The organism is Staphylococcus sp. HMSC13A10 (assembly GCF_001808005.1).
Taxonomy (GTDB): Bacteria; Bacillota; Bacilli; order Staphylococcales; family Staphylococcaceae; genus Staphylococcus; species Staphylococcus pasteuri.
On sequence record NZ_KV791829.1, the window covers coordinates 32,801 to 48,273 of the forward strand.

Below are 15,473 nucleotides of genomic sequence, written 5' to 3' on the forward strand. Positions count from 1 at the left end.
ATTCTTATATTTAGTAATTAATACATTATTTTGCTTTTCTTTTTAATTTAGCAAAGTAATGTAATCCTGTAGCAAAAATACCGTATCCTAATAATGTTCTTAATACAAAGCGTAAATAACGATTTGATATACATTTTGAACTAACAGCTATAGCTGAGACTAAATGTGTTAATGAGTATAATACTAATACAATAAGATATCTTTTCTTCATTTAAAATCTACCTCTTCTTTTGATTTGTTTATACTTATATTATACATCACTCATTCAACACTAAATGGTACAATTCGTTAACAATTATGATTCTAATAATTTTTCTAGTTGATCTAATGTTGAATTCATACCTTGTTCAACACCCATATCAAGTGCTTGTTGTGCTGCATCTTCTGTTGGGAAGACTGACGTCGATGTTACTGTTGTTTGATTGGGTTTTTCTTCGTTAAATTCTATAACAATGTGCATACCTGGCATACTTGTGTCCTTTTCCCCATCAGGTGTAGCAAAGAAGTCTAAATACTCTATATAATTCGGTTTCTTCACCTTTTTATACTCTGATAAAGTGTAACTTGTCATGCTAGGTGTATGAATTGCGAAAAACGTGTGCCCACCTTCTTCAACATTAAATTCAAAGACTTCAGTTGAAGCGTCTGCAGGGTGAAACCATTGCTTAAATAAATCCTCTTGAGTATAGGCATTAAACAATTCATGTATTGTACCTTTAAATGTTCTTGAAAAAATGATTTTATTTTTATCAATGTTAATAGTCATAATAGTCATAGTCCATCTCCTAATTCTTTTTGTTTTAACCAGTTTAATCATAGCAAAATATAGAAATAGTTACTAAAGAATGTATTTATTAAAAAAGCACTTCAAAAGTTAAATGCTTGGCTAACTTTTGAAGTGCATAAGATATGTTTAGGGGCTAAATCAATTAATGATGATGTTCATCTTCTTTGACTTTAATCTTACTATCTAATGCTTTTTTGATATTTTTAATATTTTCTTTCATTAGTGATTGATAAGATAGTCCTTTTTCATTTTGTTGTTCTTTTGTCACTGATTCCATATTATTAAATTTCAATGGTTTAGCATCAGTTTCTTTTCGAATCGTTTCAGTAATTTTATTTGATACGTTTTCTTCATATAAAATATATTCCACTTTATTCTTTTTAATCTCTTTTACTATGTTAGTTAAATCTTTTTGAGATGGATCTTCAGCACTCATGTTTTGTACACCTACTTGTTTAAATCCATATCTATTTGATAAGTAACCTAAAGATTCATGTGATATGAATACTGCATTACCTTTTTTACCTTCAGTAGCATCTTTCATTTTTTTATCAATATTCTCTAAATCTTTATTTAATTTCTTATAGTTCTTTTCATAATATTCTTTATGAGCTGGATCTTTTTTCACAAGTTGGTCTTTAATTTCTTTAGCAAATGTTTGGTCCATTTTTGGATCTAACCAAATATGCGGATCATATTTACCATGATGGTGTTCTTCTTCTCCATGATGTTCCTCTTCACCCTCGTGATGATGATGATCTGCTAATAAATCGTTCTTGCTAATTTTATCTTGTAGAGATAATTTTTTATTATCTTTTTTGATTGTTGAAGCTACTTTTTTTGCAACTGGATCTAAATCATCGCCTGTATAGATGAATAAATCTGATTTAGCTGCATTCAACATGTCTTTTTGTGTAGGTTCATAACTATGTAAATCAGCACCTGCTGGATAAATTGATTTTACATCAACATGCTTTCCACCAATTTGTTCTGTAAACGACTTAAGTGGATATACTGTCGTGCTAACTTTGAGCTTATCTCCTTTGTTGTTACCACTATCATTGCTGCAGGCTGCTAGTGCAAATATCATTAGAGGAATAAGAATTAATAAACTTAGATTTTTTTTCATATCGCTTCTCCTAAATAGTAATTATTACGATCAATGATTATATACCTTCTTTCCTTAAAAAACAAGTCCCTGAAAATACTTTTATATACTTATTATGTCTTTATGCATATTTAAATTTATTTATTCGAATACTCAATTTATTTTTGATATATATAAAACAGGATGGGCCATAAATATCAAAATAATAGCACTAAAGTGATTTATGTTAATAGTCTTAGTACTTTCTTTATATCCAATACTTCGTATTGTATGGCTACGCCTTCCTAGGGTACAGTTTCAGCCAGAAATACTACACAGATAAATCTGTGAGAATTTCTAAGGTCTTCAACTAGTACTGTTCCCTCAGGAGTCTTGCCATAAATACTACGTATTAATATGTAATTTTATATTAAAAAAAAACTTTAAAAAAATAAGGCACTTTCGTATAATTTGATAAACATCACTAAACTAAATTATCGAGATGCTTTATATATTAAGTTTATAAAATGACTCAACATACACTATCAATGGAAACTTCGATTCTTATTCCTACAAATAATATGTCACGACATGTTAATGAAATCAATAAATTAGATGAATTCAAACATCATCGTGGAGCTATATTATATCATCCTAAAATTATAAAAAAACTGCTAGCAAAGCACGAGGCTTTGTTAGCAGTTCAATATTAATTCTCTTTTAAGACTTTATCATATTCTTTAAAATGATATGGATCTTCAATTTTCTTTCCTTTTATAAATACTGTAGGCGCTGTAGAAATATGATGTTCTTTGGTTTCTTTTTTATCTTTTAAAGCTGCTTTCCACGATTGACTATTCTTGGTTTTATATTCCTCTTTAATTTTCTCTTTTTGAGCTGAGGTAATATTAAGATGATTAATTTGTTGGTCAACCATCTTTTCAGTAATCCACTGTTTCTTTTCATCTTTTTGATGTTCGAACATTAATTTTTGAAATTCTAAATAAGATTTAGGAGCAATTTGTTGGACAGCATGCCCTGCTCGGGATCCTATAATTGAGTCTTTACCTAAAAATGCCATATTTACATATTTAATTTTAGCTTTATTTTTGTCTAAATAATGGTCTTTAAGTTTAGGCATGACATTCTTCTCTACTTTTTTACAGTAAGGGCATTTAAAGTCGCCATAAATGACGATAAGTGGTTTGCCATCTTTTGTTGCTTCAGGTGCTTTTTCTTGTTCTTTACCGCAACCACTAATTAACACAACAATTAAACATGCGCTTATTATTCCTATTAACTTTTTCATTGTTGCTCCTTATAACTAATAGCTAATGCATATTTTCTTCTTTATAATCAGGATCATGTTGTTGATAATAACCTTTTGAATTAAAATCTTCTTTATATTTAGCTTTCTTGCCTTTAAATTCATAAGTGTAGTAATGTACTTCTTCATCATCATTTAAAGGTTTATAAGCCAAAATGACATATTTTCCTTTATCGTACACATAGATGTTAGCGTCCTTTTTATCAAAGTGTTTAACTTCGTCGCCAGCATCTCTTTTAGCTATTTTTGATTGTTTCTTTTCTTGTAATTTAACTGCTTTATCAATTTTGTCAGTATACTTACCGCTACTACATCCAACTAATACAAGCGTCAATACAGCAATAACTGCCACTATCTTCTTCAATATATTCACTCCCGATAATATGAATCACTTTATATGAAATCTTGTTTTAAATCCGTGTCATCTTTCACTTTAAATTTTATCACAGAATTCATAGCATCACAGTAATAATTAACGTAAAAATAACGATTTTAAAAGTTTTTTTAATTTAATTAAATACTTAGTATTTGTTATATCATACAAAAGTATGACGCTATTTTTTATGTTATGATGTGTAATGATTGCAGGAATTTGATAATATGAATATTAACGATTCATTTAATAGTTCTATTTCTAGAGGGGAAGATATATATTGAAATTTGTTAACTTAACATCAGAAGAGTTCGGTAAATTTACAGCCGAACATTTCTCACATTATACACAATCAAGTATCCATTACGATAATCGTAGTGATATGAAAGGAGACGTCCATCTTGTCGGCGTAAAAGACGATCAAGATGAGGTTATCGCTGCTTGTCTTTTAACAGAAGCACGTACGTTAAAATTCTTTAAATATTTTTATACACACCGAGGACCAGTGATGGACTTCAAAAATTTATCACTTGTCCGTTTTTTCTTTAAATCTTTAACATCATATTTAAAAAAACACAATTGTTTATATGTACTTGTAGACCCATATATTCTTGAAAATGTTAGAAATGCTGACGGTGAAATTTTAACATCATACGATAACCGTGCATTTGTCAAAACAATGGAAGACTTAGGTTATAAACATCAAGGTTATACTGTTGGATACGATTCAATGAGTCAAATTCGTTGGCTTTCTGTATTAGATTTAAAAGATAAAACTGAAGATCAATTGATGAAAGAAATGGATTATCAAACACGTCGTAATATTAAAAAGACTTACGAAATGGGTGTTAAAGTAAGAACGTTACCTATTGAAGAAACAGATACGTTCTTTGATTTGTTCAGAATGGCAGAAGAAAAACACGGTTTCAAATTCCGTGAAAAACCTTATTTCGAAGAGCTACAAAAGACATACGAGGATCAAGCTATGTTGAAACTTGCTTATATTGATTTGCAAGAATATCTCACTACTCTAGAAGATAAACATAAAGAATTATCAAAACAACTTCAAGAAGTAGAAACAGCATTACAAGAAAATCCTAATTCTAAGAAAAACAAAACGAAACATACTCAAGTTAAACAACAACATGATAGTAATGAAAGAAAAATCAATCAAACAAAAGATGAAATTGCTCAAGAAGGACAAGTATTGAATTTAGCTGCTGCAATATATATCTATAATGATCATGAAGTATATTATTTATCAAGTGGTTCTAATCCAAAATATAACCCTTATATGGGCGCATATCGTTTACAATGGGAAATGATTAAATTCGCTAAAGAACATAACATTGATCGCTATAATTTCTATGGTATCACTGGCGACTTTAGCGAAAATGCTGAAGATTTTGGTGTACAACGCTTTAAAGAAGGCTTCAATGCTGATGTCTATGAATATATTGGTGACTTCATCAAACCTATTAAACCAGTATTCTATCAAGTAAAAGAACTTCTTGAAAAAAGAAAGTAGCGAGTTTGTTTCCTACTTAATAACATATAAAAACCCAGTGAAATTAAATTCACTGGGTTTTCTATATCGTCATTTATTGTATTACATTTAAAAAGCGTTTAAGTTCGTCCGTTTTCGGATGATTGAAGATGTCTTCTGGGGAACCTTGTTCACCAATTTTACCTTCATGAATAAACACTATTTGATTTGAAACTTCTTTCGCAAATCGCATTTCGTGAGTGACAATAACCATTGTCATACCTTCTTGTGCTAGATCTTTAATAACTTTCAACACGTCATTAACAAGTTCAGGGTCTAATGCTGATGTTGGTTCGTCAAACAACATCACTTTAGGATTCATAGCTAATGCTCTTGCTATCGCTACACGTTGTTGTTGTCCACCAGACAATGCATGTGGTCGTTGATCTTTAACATGTGTTAAACCAACTTTTTCAAGTAAATCTAACGCTTTATTTTTAGCTTCTGATTTACTTTGCTTTTTAACTGTGACTAAACCTTCCATCACATTTTCTAATGCTGTTTTATGCGGGAATAGATTGTAATTTTGAAATACCATTCCAGATTGTTTTCTAACTTCTATTTGTGACTTTTTATCTTTTTCAGTGTATGTCTTGCCATTTACATAAACTGTTCCTTCAGTAGGAATTTCAAGTGCATTCATCATACGTAAAAGGGTCGTTTTACCTGAACCGGAACGTCCAACTAATGTCACAACTTCGCCTTGATCTACTTTTAAATCAATACCTTTAATCACTTCTGTTTGATTAAATGATTTATGAATATTCGATAATTCAATCATGAGCGATACCCTCTTTCAATGTATGATTCATAAAAACTTTGGATTACAGATATAATGAAACAAATTACCCAATACATAAGTGCAACAAGAATATAAATTGTTAAATATTCATAAGTTGTTGAAGCAACTTCTTGAGCTTTACGGAACATTTCAGCTACTAAGATAAATCCTAATAAAGATGTATCTTTAATTAGGCTTAAGAATGTATTACCTAGTGCAGGAATAGAAACTCTTATCGCTTGCGGTAAAATAATACGTTGTACAGTTTGGCGGTAATTCATTCCGATTGAATATGCCGCTTCTGTTTGACCTTTTGGTATAGAAATAATTCCGCCACGAATGATTTCTGATGCATATGCACCTACATTGAGTGACAAACCAATAATTGCAGCTATAACAGGAGCTAATGTCCATTGATTATCAGCATCATTGGTTATTAATCTACCTAATTCTGGAATACCATAAAATATAATAAATAATTGAACAATCATCGGTGTACCACGAATAATTGATACATAAACTCTTGCTACACCTTTTAAAAATTTACTTGTAGAGATACGCATTAATGCTGTAAATAAGGCAATTATTAAACCTAATACGAATGTAACAAGTGTAATTGGGATAGAATATTTAACTAACCCTTCTAACATCGGTCCAAATGCTTGCTTTGCAGCGTCTAATGCATGAAGTTGCTCACTATTCAGGTTTAGAGACATCTTGACCAAACCATTTCTTACCTATTTTTTTAAGTTCGCCACTCTCTTCGATTTTTTTCAATCCATCGTTGAATTTTTGAACTGTTTTATCATCAACTTTTTTAGAGAAGGCAAATGCTGATTTATTTTTCTCTGCGTCACCTTTGATTGCTTTGATTTTAGCATTAGACTTTTGTTTTTTATAATCTAAATAAGATAAGCTATCATTAAATGTAGCATCTACACGTTTAGATAATAATAAATCCATAGATTGGTTAAAACCATCTACTTTAGTAATTTTAGCACCTTTATCTTTTGCTAATTGACCGTAATTAGAAGTAAATGTTTGTGCTAATTTTTTACCTTTAACATCATTAAAAGATTTAATGTTCTTTTCGTTATCACGAACTACTAACACTGCACTTGAATAAGTATATGGATTAGAGAATTTATATTTTTTCTCTCTATCTTTATTAATACCTACTTGGTTAGCAATAACATCAAAACGACCTGCATCTAATCCAGCAAACATAGAATCCCATGATGTTTCATTAAATTTTAATTTAAGTCCTTCTTCTTTAGCTACTGCTTTAATAACGTCGATATCATAACCAGTTAATTTGTCTTGTTTATTGTGGAACGAGAATGGTGCATATGTACCTTCTGTCCCCACTTTAATTGTATTATCATCTTTACTGCTTGATTTACTGTCCTTGCTTGAATTATTACCACATGCTGCTAGTACGAATACTAATGCAACGACACAAAATAAAAGTCTTTTCATTAAACTATTCTCCCCTATTCTTATTATTCTAATCGGAATAAAAATATTTTAATCCTTAATGGGTGTGAAGTCAATAACTTGTTTCGTTATTCTTACTGTCATCTCAACTTTCAACCACTTATTTATTATTTGAAGTTTGAGCATTTCTTTTTAACATAAACGAACATAAGAAACTAACTATTGTAATAATAACTGCAAATAAGAATCCAGCATGATAACCATGTAACATTGTATCTATTTTAATTTGACCTAACATTTCACTGCGTTTCATACCATCATAATCACCCATATTAGGTGTATAGTTTTTACTAGCTTGGCTTAAGATAGTAATTAAGACCGCTGTCCCTATTGAGCCGGCAATTTGTTGAGCTGTATTCGTCATAGATGAACCATGTGCATTCATTTCATATGGCAATTGATTCATTGTATGTGTCATGACAGGCATTAAACCAAGTGCAATACCAATCATGCGTATACCATATACCGTTGCTAACATTGCGGAACTTGTATTTTCATCCATCACAACAAAGTAAGTAGTTGTGATAACTACAATTAACATACCTATTAGTGCTAAAGGTTTAGCGCCAAATTTTTCATAAAGTGATCCTGAAGCAAATGACATAATTGCCATTACAATTGCACCAGGTAATAAAATTAAACCAGAATCTAGAGGCGTACGATTTAGTAAGTTTTGGACAAACATAGGTAATACAGTTTCTGAACCAATCATTGAAATCATTGTTACCGCCATAATTAAAATACCAATTGCGAATTGAGAATTTTTGAAAACATCAAAGTTTAACAATGGGGTTTCAAGTTTCGATTGTCTCCAAACAAATAACACAACTAGAATAATGCAACCAATAATAGTGGTTAATACAATTGGGTCGTCCCAGCCATCATGTGATATAGAACTAGTACCATATAGTAAGCCTCCAAATCCTAAGACAGACAATATAATAGAAAGTACATCAATTGGGACCTTAACAATTTGACCTACGTTTTTAACTGTAAATATTGCAATGATAAATACAACTGCTGCGATAGGTGCAACAACATGGAATAATGATCTCCAATTAAAATATTCAACTAAATATCCTGATAAAGTGGGACCAATTGCCGGTGCCAAACCAATCACTAAACCAAACATCCCCATATACTTACCGCGTTCATGTGGTTCAAATATATTTAAAATACTAGTCATCATGAGGGGCATCATGATACCTGAACCTAATGCTTGAATAATTCTTGCAATTAATAAAATAGTGAAATTAGGACTAAATCCACCTAATATTGTACCAATATAGAATACTAAAATAGCTATTAAGAAGACCTGTCTAGTGGTATACCTTTGAATAAATAATGCTGATAATGGAATGACTATGCCGTTTGTTAATAAAAAGGCGGTTGTCAGCCATTGCACTTGTGAATATTGGATATCAAAATCTTTCATAATACTAGGTAAAGCTGTTGTTAATAATGTTTCATTTAGTAAACCAAAAAAGCCGCCTAGTAACATCGTAATAATCATTACCAATTTTGCTTTAAGTGTCACGTTAATTCCTCCTTACTTTCCTTTTCAATTATCACAACATTATACATAAGTTATATGCAATATGCATTTTATTAGTTTAGAATTAATATTTTCTTACAAATCGTAATAATTACTATTTACATTTTCGAAACTTTAATTCATAATATTACTACATAAAGGAGGTCATTTTATGAAAACTGATTTACAAACTGCACGCCGTAATTTGAACAGCCCAAATATTAAAACGAGAAAACGTGCTTTAAAAATTATTAAACAACATAAAAAAATAAAATAATTAGACATATCTGTTTTGGCAATGCTCATATATTTAATTTCTAATCATACTAAGCATCAAGTTAGATAATAAAATGCTTAAATTCTTATTTAAATTACTCCACAAAAAAGGTCACTTATTGATGCTTTTCAACATCAGTAAGTGACCTAATTTTTTTATTTTATAAATAATATTTATCTTTAACTTCTAAATCATCAGTCAATTCATAAACAAGTGGTGCACCTGTTTTAATTTCATAACCAATAATATCCTCATCAGAAACATTTTCTAAATATTTGATTAATGCTCTAATGGAATTACCATGAGCTGAGACAAGTACAGTATTACCATCTAATAAATGTTGAGATATTTGATCTGTCCAAATAGGCACCACACGTTCTAAAGTATCTTTTAAACTTTCAGAATATGGCATCATACGATGATCTAAATGACGATATCTTCTATTTTTTAGGTATTCATTACGTTGTTCTTCACTTTCTGCTGGTGGCTGTACATCATAAGAACGTCTCCATTGGTGAACTTGTTCTTCACCGAATTGCTCTTTAGCATCGTCTTTATTTAACCCTTGTAACGCGCCGTAATGACGTTCATTCAAACGCCAGCTTTTATTAACAGGAATCCATTGTTGTTCAGATTGCGCTAAAATATGTTGTGTTGTTTCGAGTGCTCTTGTTAATAACGAAGTATATGCAACATCGATTTCTAATTGGTTTTCTAATACTTTTTTACCAGCTGTAGTCGCTTCTTCAATTCCTTGTTCAGATAATTTTACATCTGCCCAACCAGTAAATAAATTTTTCGCATTCCATTCACTTTGACCGTGACGGCATAATATAAGTTTTGGCATAATTTAACACCTTCCTATTTATATAACGAACTAACTTGGATGCTAGTTGATACAATTAATGATTTAAATATAAAATAGATGACATTCATTACTAAATGATGACATGATTCTATTTATATTTTTACTGTATATCTTTATTATAGAACGCTCATGTAGATTTTCAATTAATAACGTTTGCTTTAGCTTTTGTAACTTTTGAAATATTCCTTTTTAAATTTGAAATACTTGTATTCTAACTAAAATGTGTGTCATTACCTTTTTATATTCATGTAACCTATGCAATACCTTTAGATGATATAGTATGAACACACCTTAAGAAATCAACACATTCAAATATGAACAGACACATATCCTTGGGATTATTTTTTAAGTCTGATTGAAATCACACACTAAAGGAGTTAACTATTATGAAAAAATCAATATTAGCAATTATCGCTACAGTTTCTATAGGAGCAACAGGTTTAGAAGCACATCAAGCACATGCAGCTGAAAACAATCAACCTTCACAATGCTCTCCTCAACAAAATCAATCATTTGGTAATCAACAACAAGATAAGTCTTCATCAGTTTCTTCAAATTACCAAACAACTCAAACGTCTACACAAAGCACTAGTACGGAGAGTAAATCATCATCTAGTGAAGATTCATCATCAAGCAGTGAGTCATCAAGTGATGTCTATAAAGAATTTATAGACGCAGGTGGCACAAAAGAATTATGGGATAGCGTAGTAATGCCAGAATCTGGTGGTGATCCAGATGCTTCAAACGGACAATATCATGGTTTAGGTCAAACGAACCAATCATGGGGCTATGGTTCTGTAGCTACTCAAACTAAAGGTATGATTAACTACGCAAAAGAGCGTTATGGTTCAATTGATGCAGCTATTTCTTTCCGTGAATCAAACGGTTATTGGTAAGATTACTTTATATAAATAACAACAAGCGCCAAACAGAAATCAACGTTGATTTCTGCTTGGCGCTTATTTTGCTTAAATTTCTATACTTAATTATGTATTTCATTACTTAAATTATCATTCATATTAGGTTCAGGATGCACATATACAGAAGAAATCCCCTTTTCATGTAGATGATCTTCAACTTTATCGCAAATTAAATGTGCTTGGCTAATGGATAAATTGGGTTCTACCACTATCGTAACGTCTAAGAAAATACTACTTCCATGATAACGTCCCTTAATACTTCTAACATCTAACACATCGTCCACTTCTAATATATCATTTCTGTATTCTTCCAAATCTTTTTCATTAAATCCATCACTCAATGTAAAAATAGACTCTCTAAAAATTCCAAATCCTGTATAAATGATAAGCAAACCTAGTAAGGTTGCTAAAATAATATCCACGATAGGAAATCCAATCTGAGTGAAAACCAAACCAATTGCTGTACCTATACTAACTAAACTGTCAGATAAATTATCTTTAGCGGCTGATTTTAGTGAACTACTTTTAGTTTTCTTTGCTAATTTTTGATTCACTAAAAATACACCTAGCATGATTAAACCACTTATAATACTTACTAAAATAGTAATTGGACTCGGTACATTTTTATCTTGTGTTAGAAGTCTTGGCGCATTCTCAATAACAACTTGTATACCTACAAACATGATTATAAATGAAACCAACAATGTAGATATATTTTCTGATTTTAAATGGCCATATGGATGGTTTCTATCAGCTGGTTTAATTGATATTTTCAATCCAATAATCACAGCAATAGAGACAACTATATCTGTCATATTATTTAATGCATCGGCTCTCACGGCAGCTGAATTAAAAACAAATCCTGTAACATATTTTGCTATAGATAATATGATATAAACGACTAAACTTAAATATGCACCTCGTTGTGCAATCTTTAAATTTTCATTTTGAGACATGACCTTTGACCACCTTGAATTCCTTTAGTAATCATAGTATGAATCATAAAAAATATTTTTACAACGTTTTTTAATTTCTATATTTTTTATATAATTAAGCTAATTATTTTTTAGACTTACCTAAAAAATTACCGCTTTTTATAGAATAAATGCTAAAATGCTCTGTAAAATTAACTTAGCTATGCTTAAAAATAACAAAGTAAAAAAAGCCTATAAATGAGCTAACTCATTTATAGACTTTCAAATTATGTATTACATTTTTAGGATTAATCTTTTAATATCCATTTAGATAAGATGAATGTTATAGGTATCGTAATGATTAAACCTGCAAACGGTGCAATTTCTGACGGAAAATGAAACCACTGTACAAAAACATATAATAGTAACGTTTGCATTCCCATATTCACAATTTGTGTCAGTGGAAAACTTATAAATTTACGTAATGTTGGTTTCACTTTATACACAAAATAACAATTTAAATAGTAAGATATGATGAAACTAACTAAAAATCCAGTAATATGACTAATTAAATAATTCACATCTAGTAATTTTAATAATAGTAAATAAACGATGTAATAATTTAATGTGTTCAAGCCACCGACTATTATAAATTTAATAATCTCAATATGCGTTTGAGTTAATTTCATACTTAATCTCCTTCAAGTTTCGCCAAGCTTGAACCATAAGGTACTATTTTCAGCTTAACATTCTGAGGTATATCGTAATACATTTTAAATGATTTTTGTTGCATATTAGAAAATGGCGTTGCCTTATTTAAGATATTTTCAAATGGTAACCTCTCTAACACGACAACATGTTTGTATCGATGTGTATCAAGTTGCTTATTTATCACATCAATGCGTTGAATATTATTAAAATATATCACACTCATTGTAACAATAAAAATAAATACCAACGCTAAAGAAAATCCTTTTAAACCAATCCATATTGACTGACATTGTATTTTATATTGAGAAATTAATAATAATAAGTACAAACACCACAATACATAAATAGTATAAAAATTACCTGCCCCTATTGGGGAAACTAATAATAACGGCAATGTTACCAGTGGTATCGATCCAACTGTATAATAACCTAAATTCCTTATAAATTGTTCTTTAAAAATAAAACGAACTGAAATTACTAACGCTATATAAAACCAACCACATACGAATGTGTTTATCAACGCAACCATTAATGAGCCTTTTAATAGATTAAATTGAAGAAAATCATAAACAAAAAGTTTATAAAAAGGCAATATCGCTATACTTAATATTAGTAGTATCTTCCAATATAATTTTGTAAGAACAAACAACTGATTTTTAATAAGAAAACCAATTGTGATAAATCCAATCATACTTACTATAAAAAATTGATCGGTAAATATATATTCCGGTATTTCTTTTAACAATGTATACCCTATTTTATGTTTTAACCCTATTTTATCTGAGAATCGAAAATAACTATCTCCTCCTCGATAAATGCTGATGTAAATAGGATTGATAAACATTAACATGGCACCAATTAAACTTAACATAAAACCTATAATCAAATAATAATTAAAATCACGATGTCTTATCATAAATACAATATTACCAATAAGCAATATCAATATATTGTAAAGGGTTATATTTTCTACAAAAAATTGCCCTAGCAATGTACAAATCAAGAATAATGCTATCCATTTTATCGATAGCAATTCTATTTTATATATCGTTAATACGACAATAAATAATATAAATATGGAGATTAAAGTGCTTGGCACATATCTAAAAAACCCGTCAAAGTCACCGTATGTTTCTCTGTAAATCACTCTTGGCATCATTAATAATAAAATAAACGATACTACTATATAAAATTTGAAGTGTTGCTGTTGCTGCATTAGAGCTAGTAAATAAACAAGTCCAAATGAAATAATCGCATATAATATGTATCGTAAAATATTAATCTTCATAGCTGTCAGTTCTAATAAATGACATAAATACCTTCCATCCATATATTCAATCATTTCTCTATAGTTGGATGCTTTATTTACAACAGCCCATTTAAAATCATCTGCTGACAGAGGCGTTAATATACTGATTAATAAATAAAATAGAAAAATGAAAATACATCCAACGTATAATTCATTTATTCTAAACTTAGTCATATTGTACATTTCTTGTTGTTCTCCCTACTCCTAATAATTACTGAGATATTTTATTATACTATTATATAATAAAAATTTCATATAGATATTCCTATAACAGTAAAGTTATCTCAAATATAAATACTTATGTTTTGTCTTTTGTTTTAATCTAACCTCTTATAAAATAAAGATAAATAAAACGATGAGGAAGTGTTGATTCATGAAAATAGTCATCGCACCAGATTCTTTTAAGGAAAGTATGTCTGCAAGACAGGCAGCTGAAGCTATACATCAAGGCTTTTCAAAAGTATTACCATCTTCAACTGTTTATGATTTGATTCCCATGGCTGATGGTGGAGAAGGTACTACTGCAGTTTTAATGGAAGCATTAAATGCAAGTAACATTGAAATTGATGTCAAAGATCCCCTTCTCAGAGATATAATTGCACGATACGCATATGCACAACACAACCAAACTGCGATCATTGAAATGGCAGCTGCTTCAGGGTTAGATTTATTATCTACGAATGAGAAAAATCCCATGACAACTAGTTCTTATGGTACTGGACAACTTATCAATCATGCTTTAGAACAAGGCGCTAAAAAAATTATACTTGGTATTGGCGGTAGTGCTACAAATGATGGTGGTGTCGGCATGTTACAAGCATTAGGCGTAAAATTTTTAGATTCAAATCATAATAGTATTGCACCAGGAGGCATTCATTTACTTGATATAGACAATATAGATATTTCACAGTTAAATCCAAAACTTAAAGACATTGAAATTAAAGTAGCTTGTGACGTCACTAACCCTTTACTAGGTGACAATGGTGCTACTGCTATTTATGGTCCTCAAAAAGGCGCAACTGCAAAGATGATACCAAAGTTGGATACCGCATTAAGTCATTATCATGATAAGATAAAATTACAACTAAAAAAAGATGTCAAGGATGTACCTGGTGCAGGTGCAGCTGGTGGTATGGGAACTGCATTATTGACTTTCCTTGATGTAGATTTAACTAAAGGCATTGATGTTGTCTTAGAAGAAACACGTTTTACATCTAGAGTTGAATATGCCGATCTTGTAGTAACTGGTGAAGGAAAAATTGATAATCAAACAATATTAGGTAAAACGCCTATTGGTGTTGCTCAAGCGTCTAAACAAACCAATATTCCAGTTATAGCCATTGGTGGAAGTTTAGGAGAAAACTACGAAGCTGTTTATGATTATGGTATTGATAGTGTCTTTAGTATTATGAATCAACCTAGTGACCTTAAAAATGCTTTAGATAACGGGTATGAACTTTTAACTAAAACAGCTCACAATATAGCCCGTACACTAGTGTTAAATTTGCCATTTAATCAATAAACTAGAATTGCCATTAAAAA

The 15,473-nt window shown here is 30.2% G+C and carries 18 protein-coding genes; 5 read left to right on the forward strand and 13 right to left on the reverse strand.

Going from position 1 to position 15,473, the window contains the following annotated elements:
• Positions 1-25 precede the first annotated feature (25 nt).
• The 3 genes from HMPREF3125_RS01570 to HMPREF3125_RS01580 all read right to left on the reverse strand — a co-directional run bounded on the left by HMPREF3125_RS01570 (position 26) and on the right by HMPREF3125_RS01580 (position 1,916).
• Positions 26-211: a hypothetical protein gene (locus HMPREF3125_RS01570; RefSeq protein ID WP_070451498.1), complete on the reverse strand. Its 186-nt coding sequence runs from the start codon at positions 209-211 to the stop codon at positions 26-28.
• A gap of 84 nt (positions 212-295) precedes the next feature.
• Positions 296-766, reverse strand: a complete 471-nt coding sequence (locus HMPREF3125_RS01575; protein ID WP_070451571.1) for an SRPBCC family protein — start codon at positions 764-766, stop codon at positions 296-298.
• A 163-nt stretch (positions 767-929) separates the two neighbouring features.
• Positions 930-1,916: a metal ABC transporter solute-binding protein, Zn/Mn family gene (locus tag HMPREF3125_RS01580; protein WP_070451500.1), complete on the reverse strand. Its 987-nt coding sequence runs from the start codon at positions 1,914-1,916 to the stop codon at positions 930-932.
• A 485-nt stretch (positions 1,917-2,401) separates the two neighbouring features.
• On the opposite strand from HMPREF3125_RS01580, the gene HMPREF3125_RS01585 reads away from it, so the two are divergent.
• Positions 2,402-2,587 (forward strand): hypothetical protein, encoded by a 186-nt coding sequence (locus tag HMPREF3125_RS01585; RefSeq protein WP_070451502.1) that lies wholly within the window; start codon positions 2,402-2,404, stop codon positions 2,585-2,587.
• On the opposite strand, the gene HMPREF3125_RS01590 is transcribed toward HMPREF3125_RS01585, so the two are convergent.
• Both HMPREF3125_RS01590 and HMPREF3125_RS01595 read right to left on the reverse strand, forming a co-directional pair.
• On the reverse strand, positions 2,584-3,183 hold the full coding sequence (locus tag HMPREF3125_RS01590) for a DsbA family protein (RefSeq protein WP_070451503.1): 600 nt from the start codon (positions 3,181-3,183) through the stop codon (positions 2,584-2,586). The genes HMPREF3125_RS01585 and HMPREF3125_RS01590 overlap by 4 nt on opposite strands.
• A gap of 22 nt (positions 3,184-3,205) precedes the next feature.
• Positions 3,206-3,565 carry a DUF4467 domain-containing protein gene (locus tag HMPREF3125_RS01595; protein ID WP_070451505.1) on the reverse strand — a complete coding sequence of 120 codons (360 nt, stop codon included), beginning with the start codon at positions 3,563-3,565 and terminating at the stop codon, positions 3,206-3,208.
• A 289-nt stretch (positions 3,566-3,854) separates the two neighbouring features.
• On the opposite strand from HMPREF3125_RS01595, the gene HMPREF3125_RS01600 reads away from it, so the two are divergent.
• Positions 3,855-5,102 carry an aminoacyltransferase gene (locus HMPREF3125_RS01600; protein ID WP_070451507.1) on the forward strand — a complete coding sequence of 416 codons (1,248 nt, stop codon included), beginning with the start codon at positions 3,855-3,857 and terminating at the stop codon, positions 5,100-5,102.
• Positions 5,103-5,175: 73 nt separating this feature from the next.
• On the opposite strand, the gene HMPREF3125_RS01605 is transcribed toward HMPREF3125_RS01600, so the two are convergent.
• From HMPREF3125_RS01605 to HMPREF3125_RS01620, 4 genes are all read right to left on the reverse strand, one after another.
• The gene (locus HMPREF3125_RS01605; protein WP_070451508.1) at positions 5,176-5,901 is read right to left on the reverse strand and encodes an amino acid ABC transporter ATP-binding protein; all 726 of its coding nucleotides are present in this window, start codon (positions 5,899-5,901) and stop codon (positions 5,176-5,178) included.
• Positions 5,898-6,617: an amino acid ABC transporter permease gene (locus HMPREF3125_RS01610; RefSeq protein ID WP_070451510.1), complete on the reverse strand. Its 720-nt coding sequence runs from the start codon at positions 6,615-6,617 to the stop codon at positions 5,898-5,900. Before HMPREF3125_RS01610 ends, HMPREF3125_RS01605 begins: the two co-directional genes overlap by 4 nt.
• Complete coding sequence (locus HMPREF3125_RS01615) at positions 6,598-7,380, reverse strand: transporter substrate-binding domain-containing protein (RefSeq protein ID WP_017637718.1); 783 nt, start codon at positions 7,378-7,380, stop codon at positions 6,598-6,600. The genes HMPREF3125_RS01610 and HMPREF3125_RS01615 overlap by 20 nt, the downstream gene beginning before the upstream one ends.
• A gap of 118 nt (positions 7,381-7,498) precedes the next feature.
• Positions 7,499-8,935, reverse strand: a complete 1,437-nt coding sequence (locus tag HMPREF3125_RS01620) for an MDR family MFS transporter (RefSeq protein ID WP_070451512.1) — start codon at positions 8,933-8,935, stop codon at positions 7,499-7,501.
• A 169-nt stretch (positions 8,936-9,104) separates the two neighbouring features.
• On the opposite strand from HMPREF3125_RS01620, the gene HMPREF3125_RS12610 reads away from it, so the two are divergent.
• Entirely contained in the window at positions 9,105-9,209 is a 105-nt protein-coding gene (locus tag HMPREF3125_RS12610) for a putative metal homeostasis protein (protein WP_017637716.1), read from the forward strand.
• Positions 9,210-9,369: 160 nt separating this feature from the next.
• Here the strand turns inward: HMPREF3125_RS12610 and HMPREF3125_RS01625 are convergent, their stop codons facing one another.
• Positions 9,370-10,056 carry a 2,3-diphosphoglycerate-dependent phosphoglycerate mutase gene (locus tag HMPREF3125_RS01625; RefSeq protein ID WP_017637715.1) on the reverse strand — a complete coding sequence of 229 codons (687 nt, stop codon included), beginning with the start codon at positions 10,054-10,056 and terminating at the stop codon, positions 9,370-9,372.
• Positions 10,057-10,463: 407 nt separating this feature from the next.
• Between HMPREF3125_RS01625 and HMPREF3125_RS01630 the strand changes: the two genes are divergently transcribed.
• Positions 10,464-10,973, forward strand: coding sequence for an aggregation-promoting factor C-terminal-like domain-containing protein (locus tag HMPREF3125_RS01630; RefSeq protein ID WP_070451516.1), 510 nt, complete (start codon positions 10,464-10,466; stop codon positions 10,971-10,973).
• Between the two features lie 86 nt (positions 10,974-11,059).
• Here HMPREF3125_RS01630 and HMPREF3125_RS01635 read toward each other — a convergent pair whose 3' ends face one another.
• The 3 genes from HMPREF3125_RS01635 to HMPREF3125_RS01645 all read right to left on the reverse strand — a co-directional run bounded on the left by HMPREF3125_RS01635 (position 11,060) and on the right by HMPREF3125_RS01645 (position 14,114).
• Positions 11,060-11,953 carry a cation diffusion facilitator family transporter gene (locus HMPREF3125_RS01635; RefSeq protein WP_017637713.1) on the reverse strand — a complete coding sequence of 298 codons (894 nt, stop codon included), beginning with the start codon at positions 11,951-11,953 and terminating at the stop codon, positions 11,060-11,062.
• 266 nt (positions 11,954-12,219) lie between these two features.
• Positions 12,220-12,600: a GtrA family protein gene (locus HMPREF3125_RS01640; RefSeq protein WP_017637712.1), complete on the reverse strand. Its 381-nt coding sequence runs from the start codon at positions 12,598-12,600 to the stop codon at positions 12,220-12,222.
• A 2-nt stretch (positions 12,601-12,602) separates the two neighbouring features.
• Complete coding sequence (locus HMPREF3125_RS01645) at positions 12,603-14,114, reverse strand: hypothetical protein (protein WP_070451518.1); 1,512 nt, start codon at positions 14,112-14,114, stop codon at positions 12,603-12,605.
• A 190-nt stretch (positions 14,115-14,304) separates the two neighbouring features.
• Here HMPREF3125_RS01645 and HMPREF3125_RS01650 point away from each other — a divergent pair, with 190 nt between their 5' ends.
• The gene (locus HMPREF3125_RS01650) at positions 14,305-15,453 is read left to right on the forward strand and encodes a glycerate kinase (protein WP_070451520.1); all 1,149 of its coding nucleotides are present in this window, start codon (positions 14,305-14,307) and stop codon (positions 15,451-15,453) included.
• The last annotated feature ends 20 nt before the right edge of the window (positions 15,454-15,473 follow it).

Coding starts and splice junctions, on each gene's coding strand:
- HMPREF3125_RS01570 (WP_070451498.1), bottom strand. CDS start 211: ATGAAGAAAAGATATCTTATTGTATTAGTATTATACTCATTAACACAT.
- HMPREF3125_RS01575 (WP_070451571.1), bottom strand. CDS start 766: ATGACTATTAACATTGATAAAAATAAAATCATTTTTTCAAGAACATTT.
- HMPREF3125_RS01580 (WP_070451500.1), bottom strand. CDS start 1,916: ATGAAAAAAAATCTAAGTTTATTAATTCTTATTCCTCTAATGATATTT.
- HMPREF3125_RS01585 (WP_070451502.1), top strand. CDS start 2,402: ATGACTCAACATACACTATCAATGGAAACTTCGATTCTTATTCCTACA.
- HMPREF3125_RS01590 (WP_070451503.1), bottom strand. CDS start 3,183: ATGAAAAAGTTAATAGGAATAATAAGCGCATGTTTAATTGTTGTGTTA.
- HMPREF3125_RS01605 (WP_070451508.1), bottom strand. CDS start 5,901: ATGATTGAATTATCGAATATTCATAAATCATTTAATCAAACAGAAGTG.
- HMPREF3125_RS01610 (WP_070451510.1), bottom strand. CDS start 6,617: ATGTCTCTAAACCTGAATAGTGAGCAACTTCATGCATTAGACGCTGCA.
- HMPREF3125_RS01615 (WP_017637718.1), bottom strand. CDS start 7,380: ATGAAAAGACTTTTATTTTGTGTCGTTGCATTAGTATTCGTACTAGCA.
- HMPREF3125_RS12610 (WP_017637716.1), top strand. CDS start 9,105: ATGAAAACTGATTTACAAACTGCACGCCGTAATTTGAACAGCCCAAAT.
- HMPREF3125_RS01625 (WP_017637715.1), bottom strand. CDS start 10,056: ATGCCAAAACTTATATTATGCCGTCACGGTCAAAGTGAATGGAATGCG.
- HMPREF3125_RS01630 (WP_070451516.1), top strand. CDS start 10,464: ATGAAAAAATCAATATTAGCAATTATCGCTACAGTTTCTATAGGAGCA.
- HMPREF3125_RS01635 (WP_017637713.1), bottom strand. CDS start 11,953: ATGTCTCAAAATGAAAATTTAAAGATTGCACAACGAGGTGCATATTTA.
- HMPREF3125_RS01640 (WP_017637712.1), bottom strand. CDS start 12,600: ATGAAATTAACTCAAACGCATATTGAGATTATTAAATTTATAATAGTC.
- HMPREF3125_RS01645 (WP_070451518.1), bottom strand. CDS start 14,114: ATGTACAATATGACTAAGTTTAGAATAAATGAATTATACGTTGGATGT.
- HMPREF3125_RS01650 (WP_070451520.1), top strand. CDS start 14,305: ATGAAAATAGTCATCGCACCAGATTCTTTTAAGGAAAGTATGTCTGCA.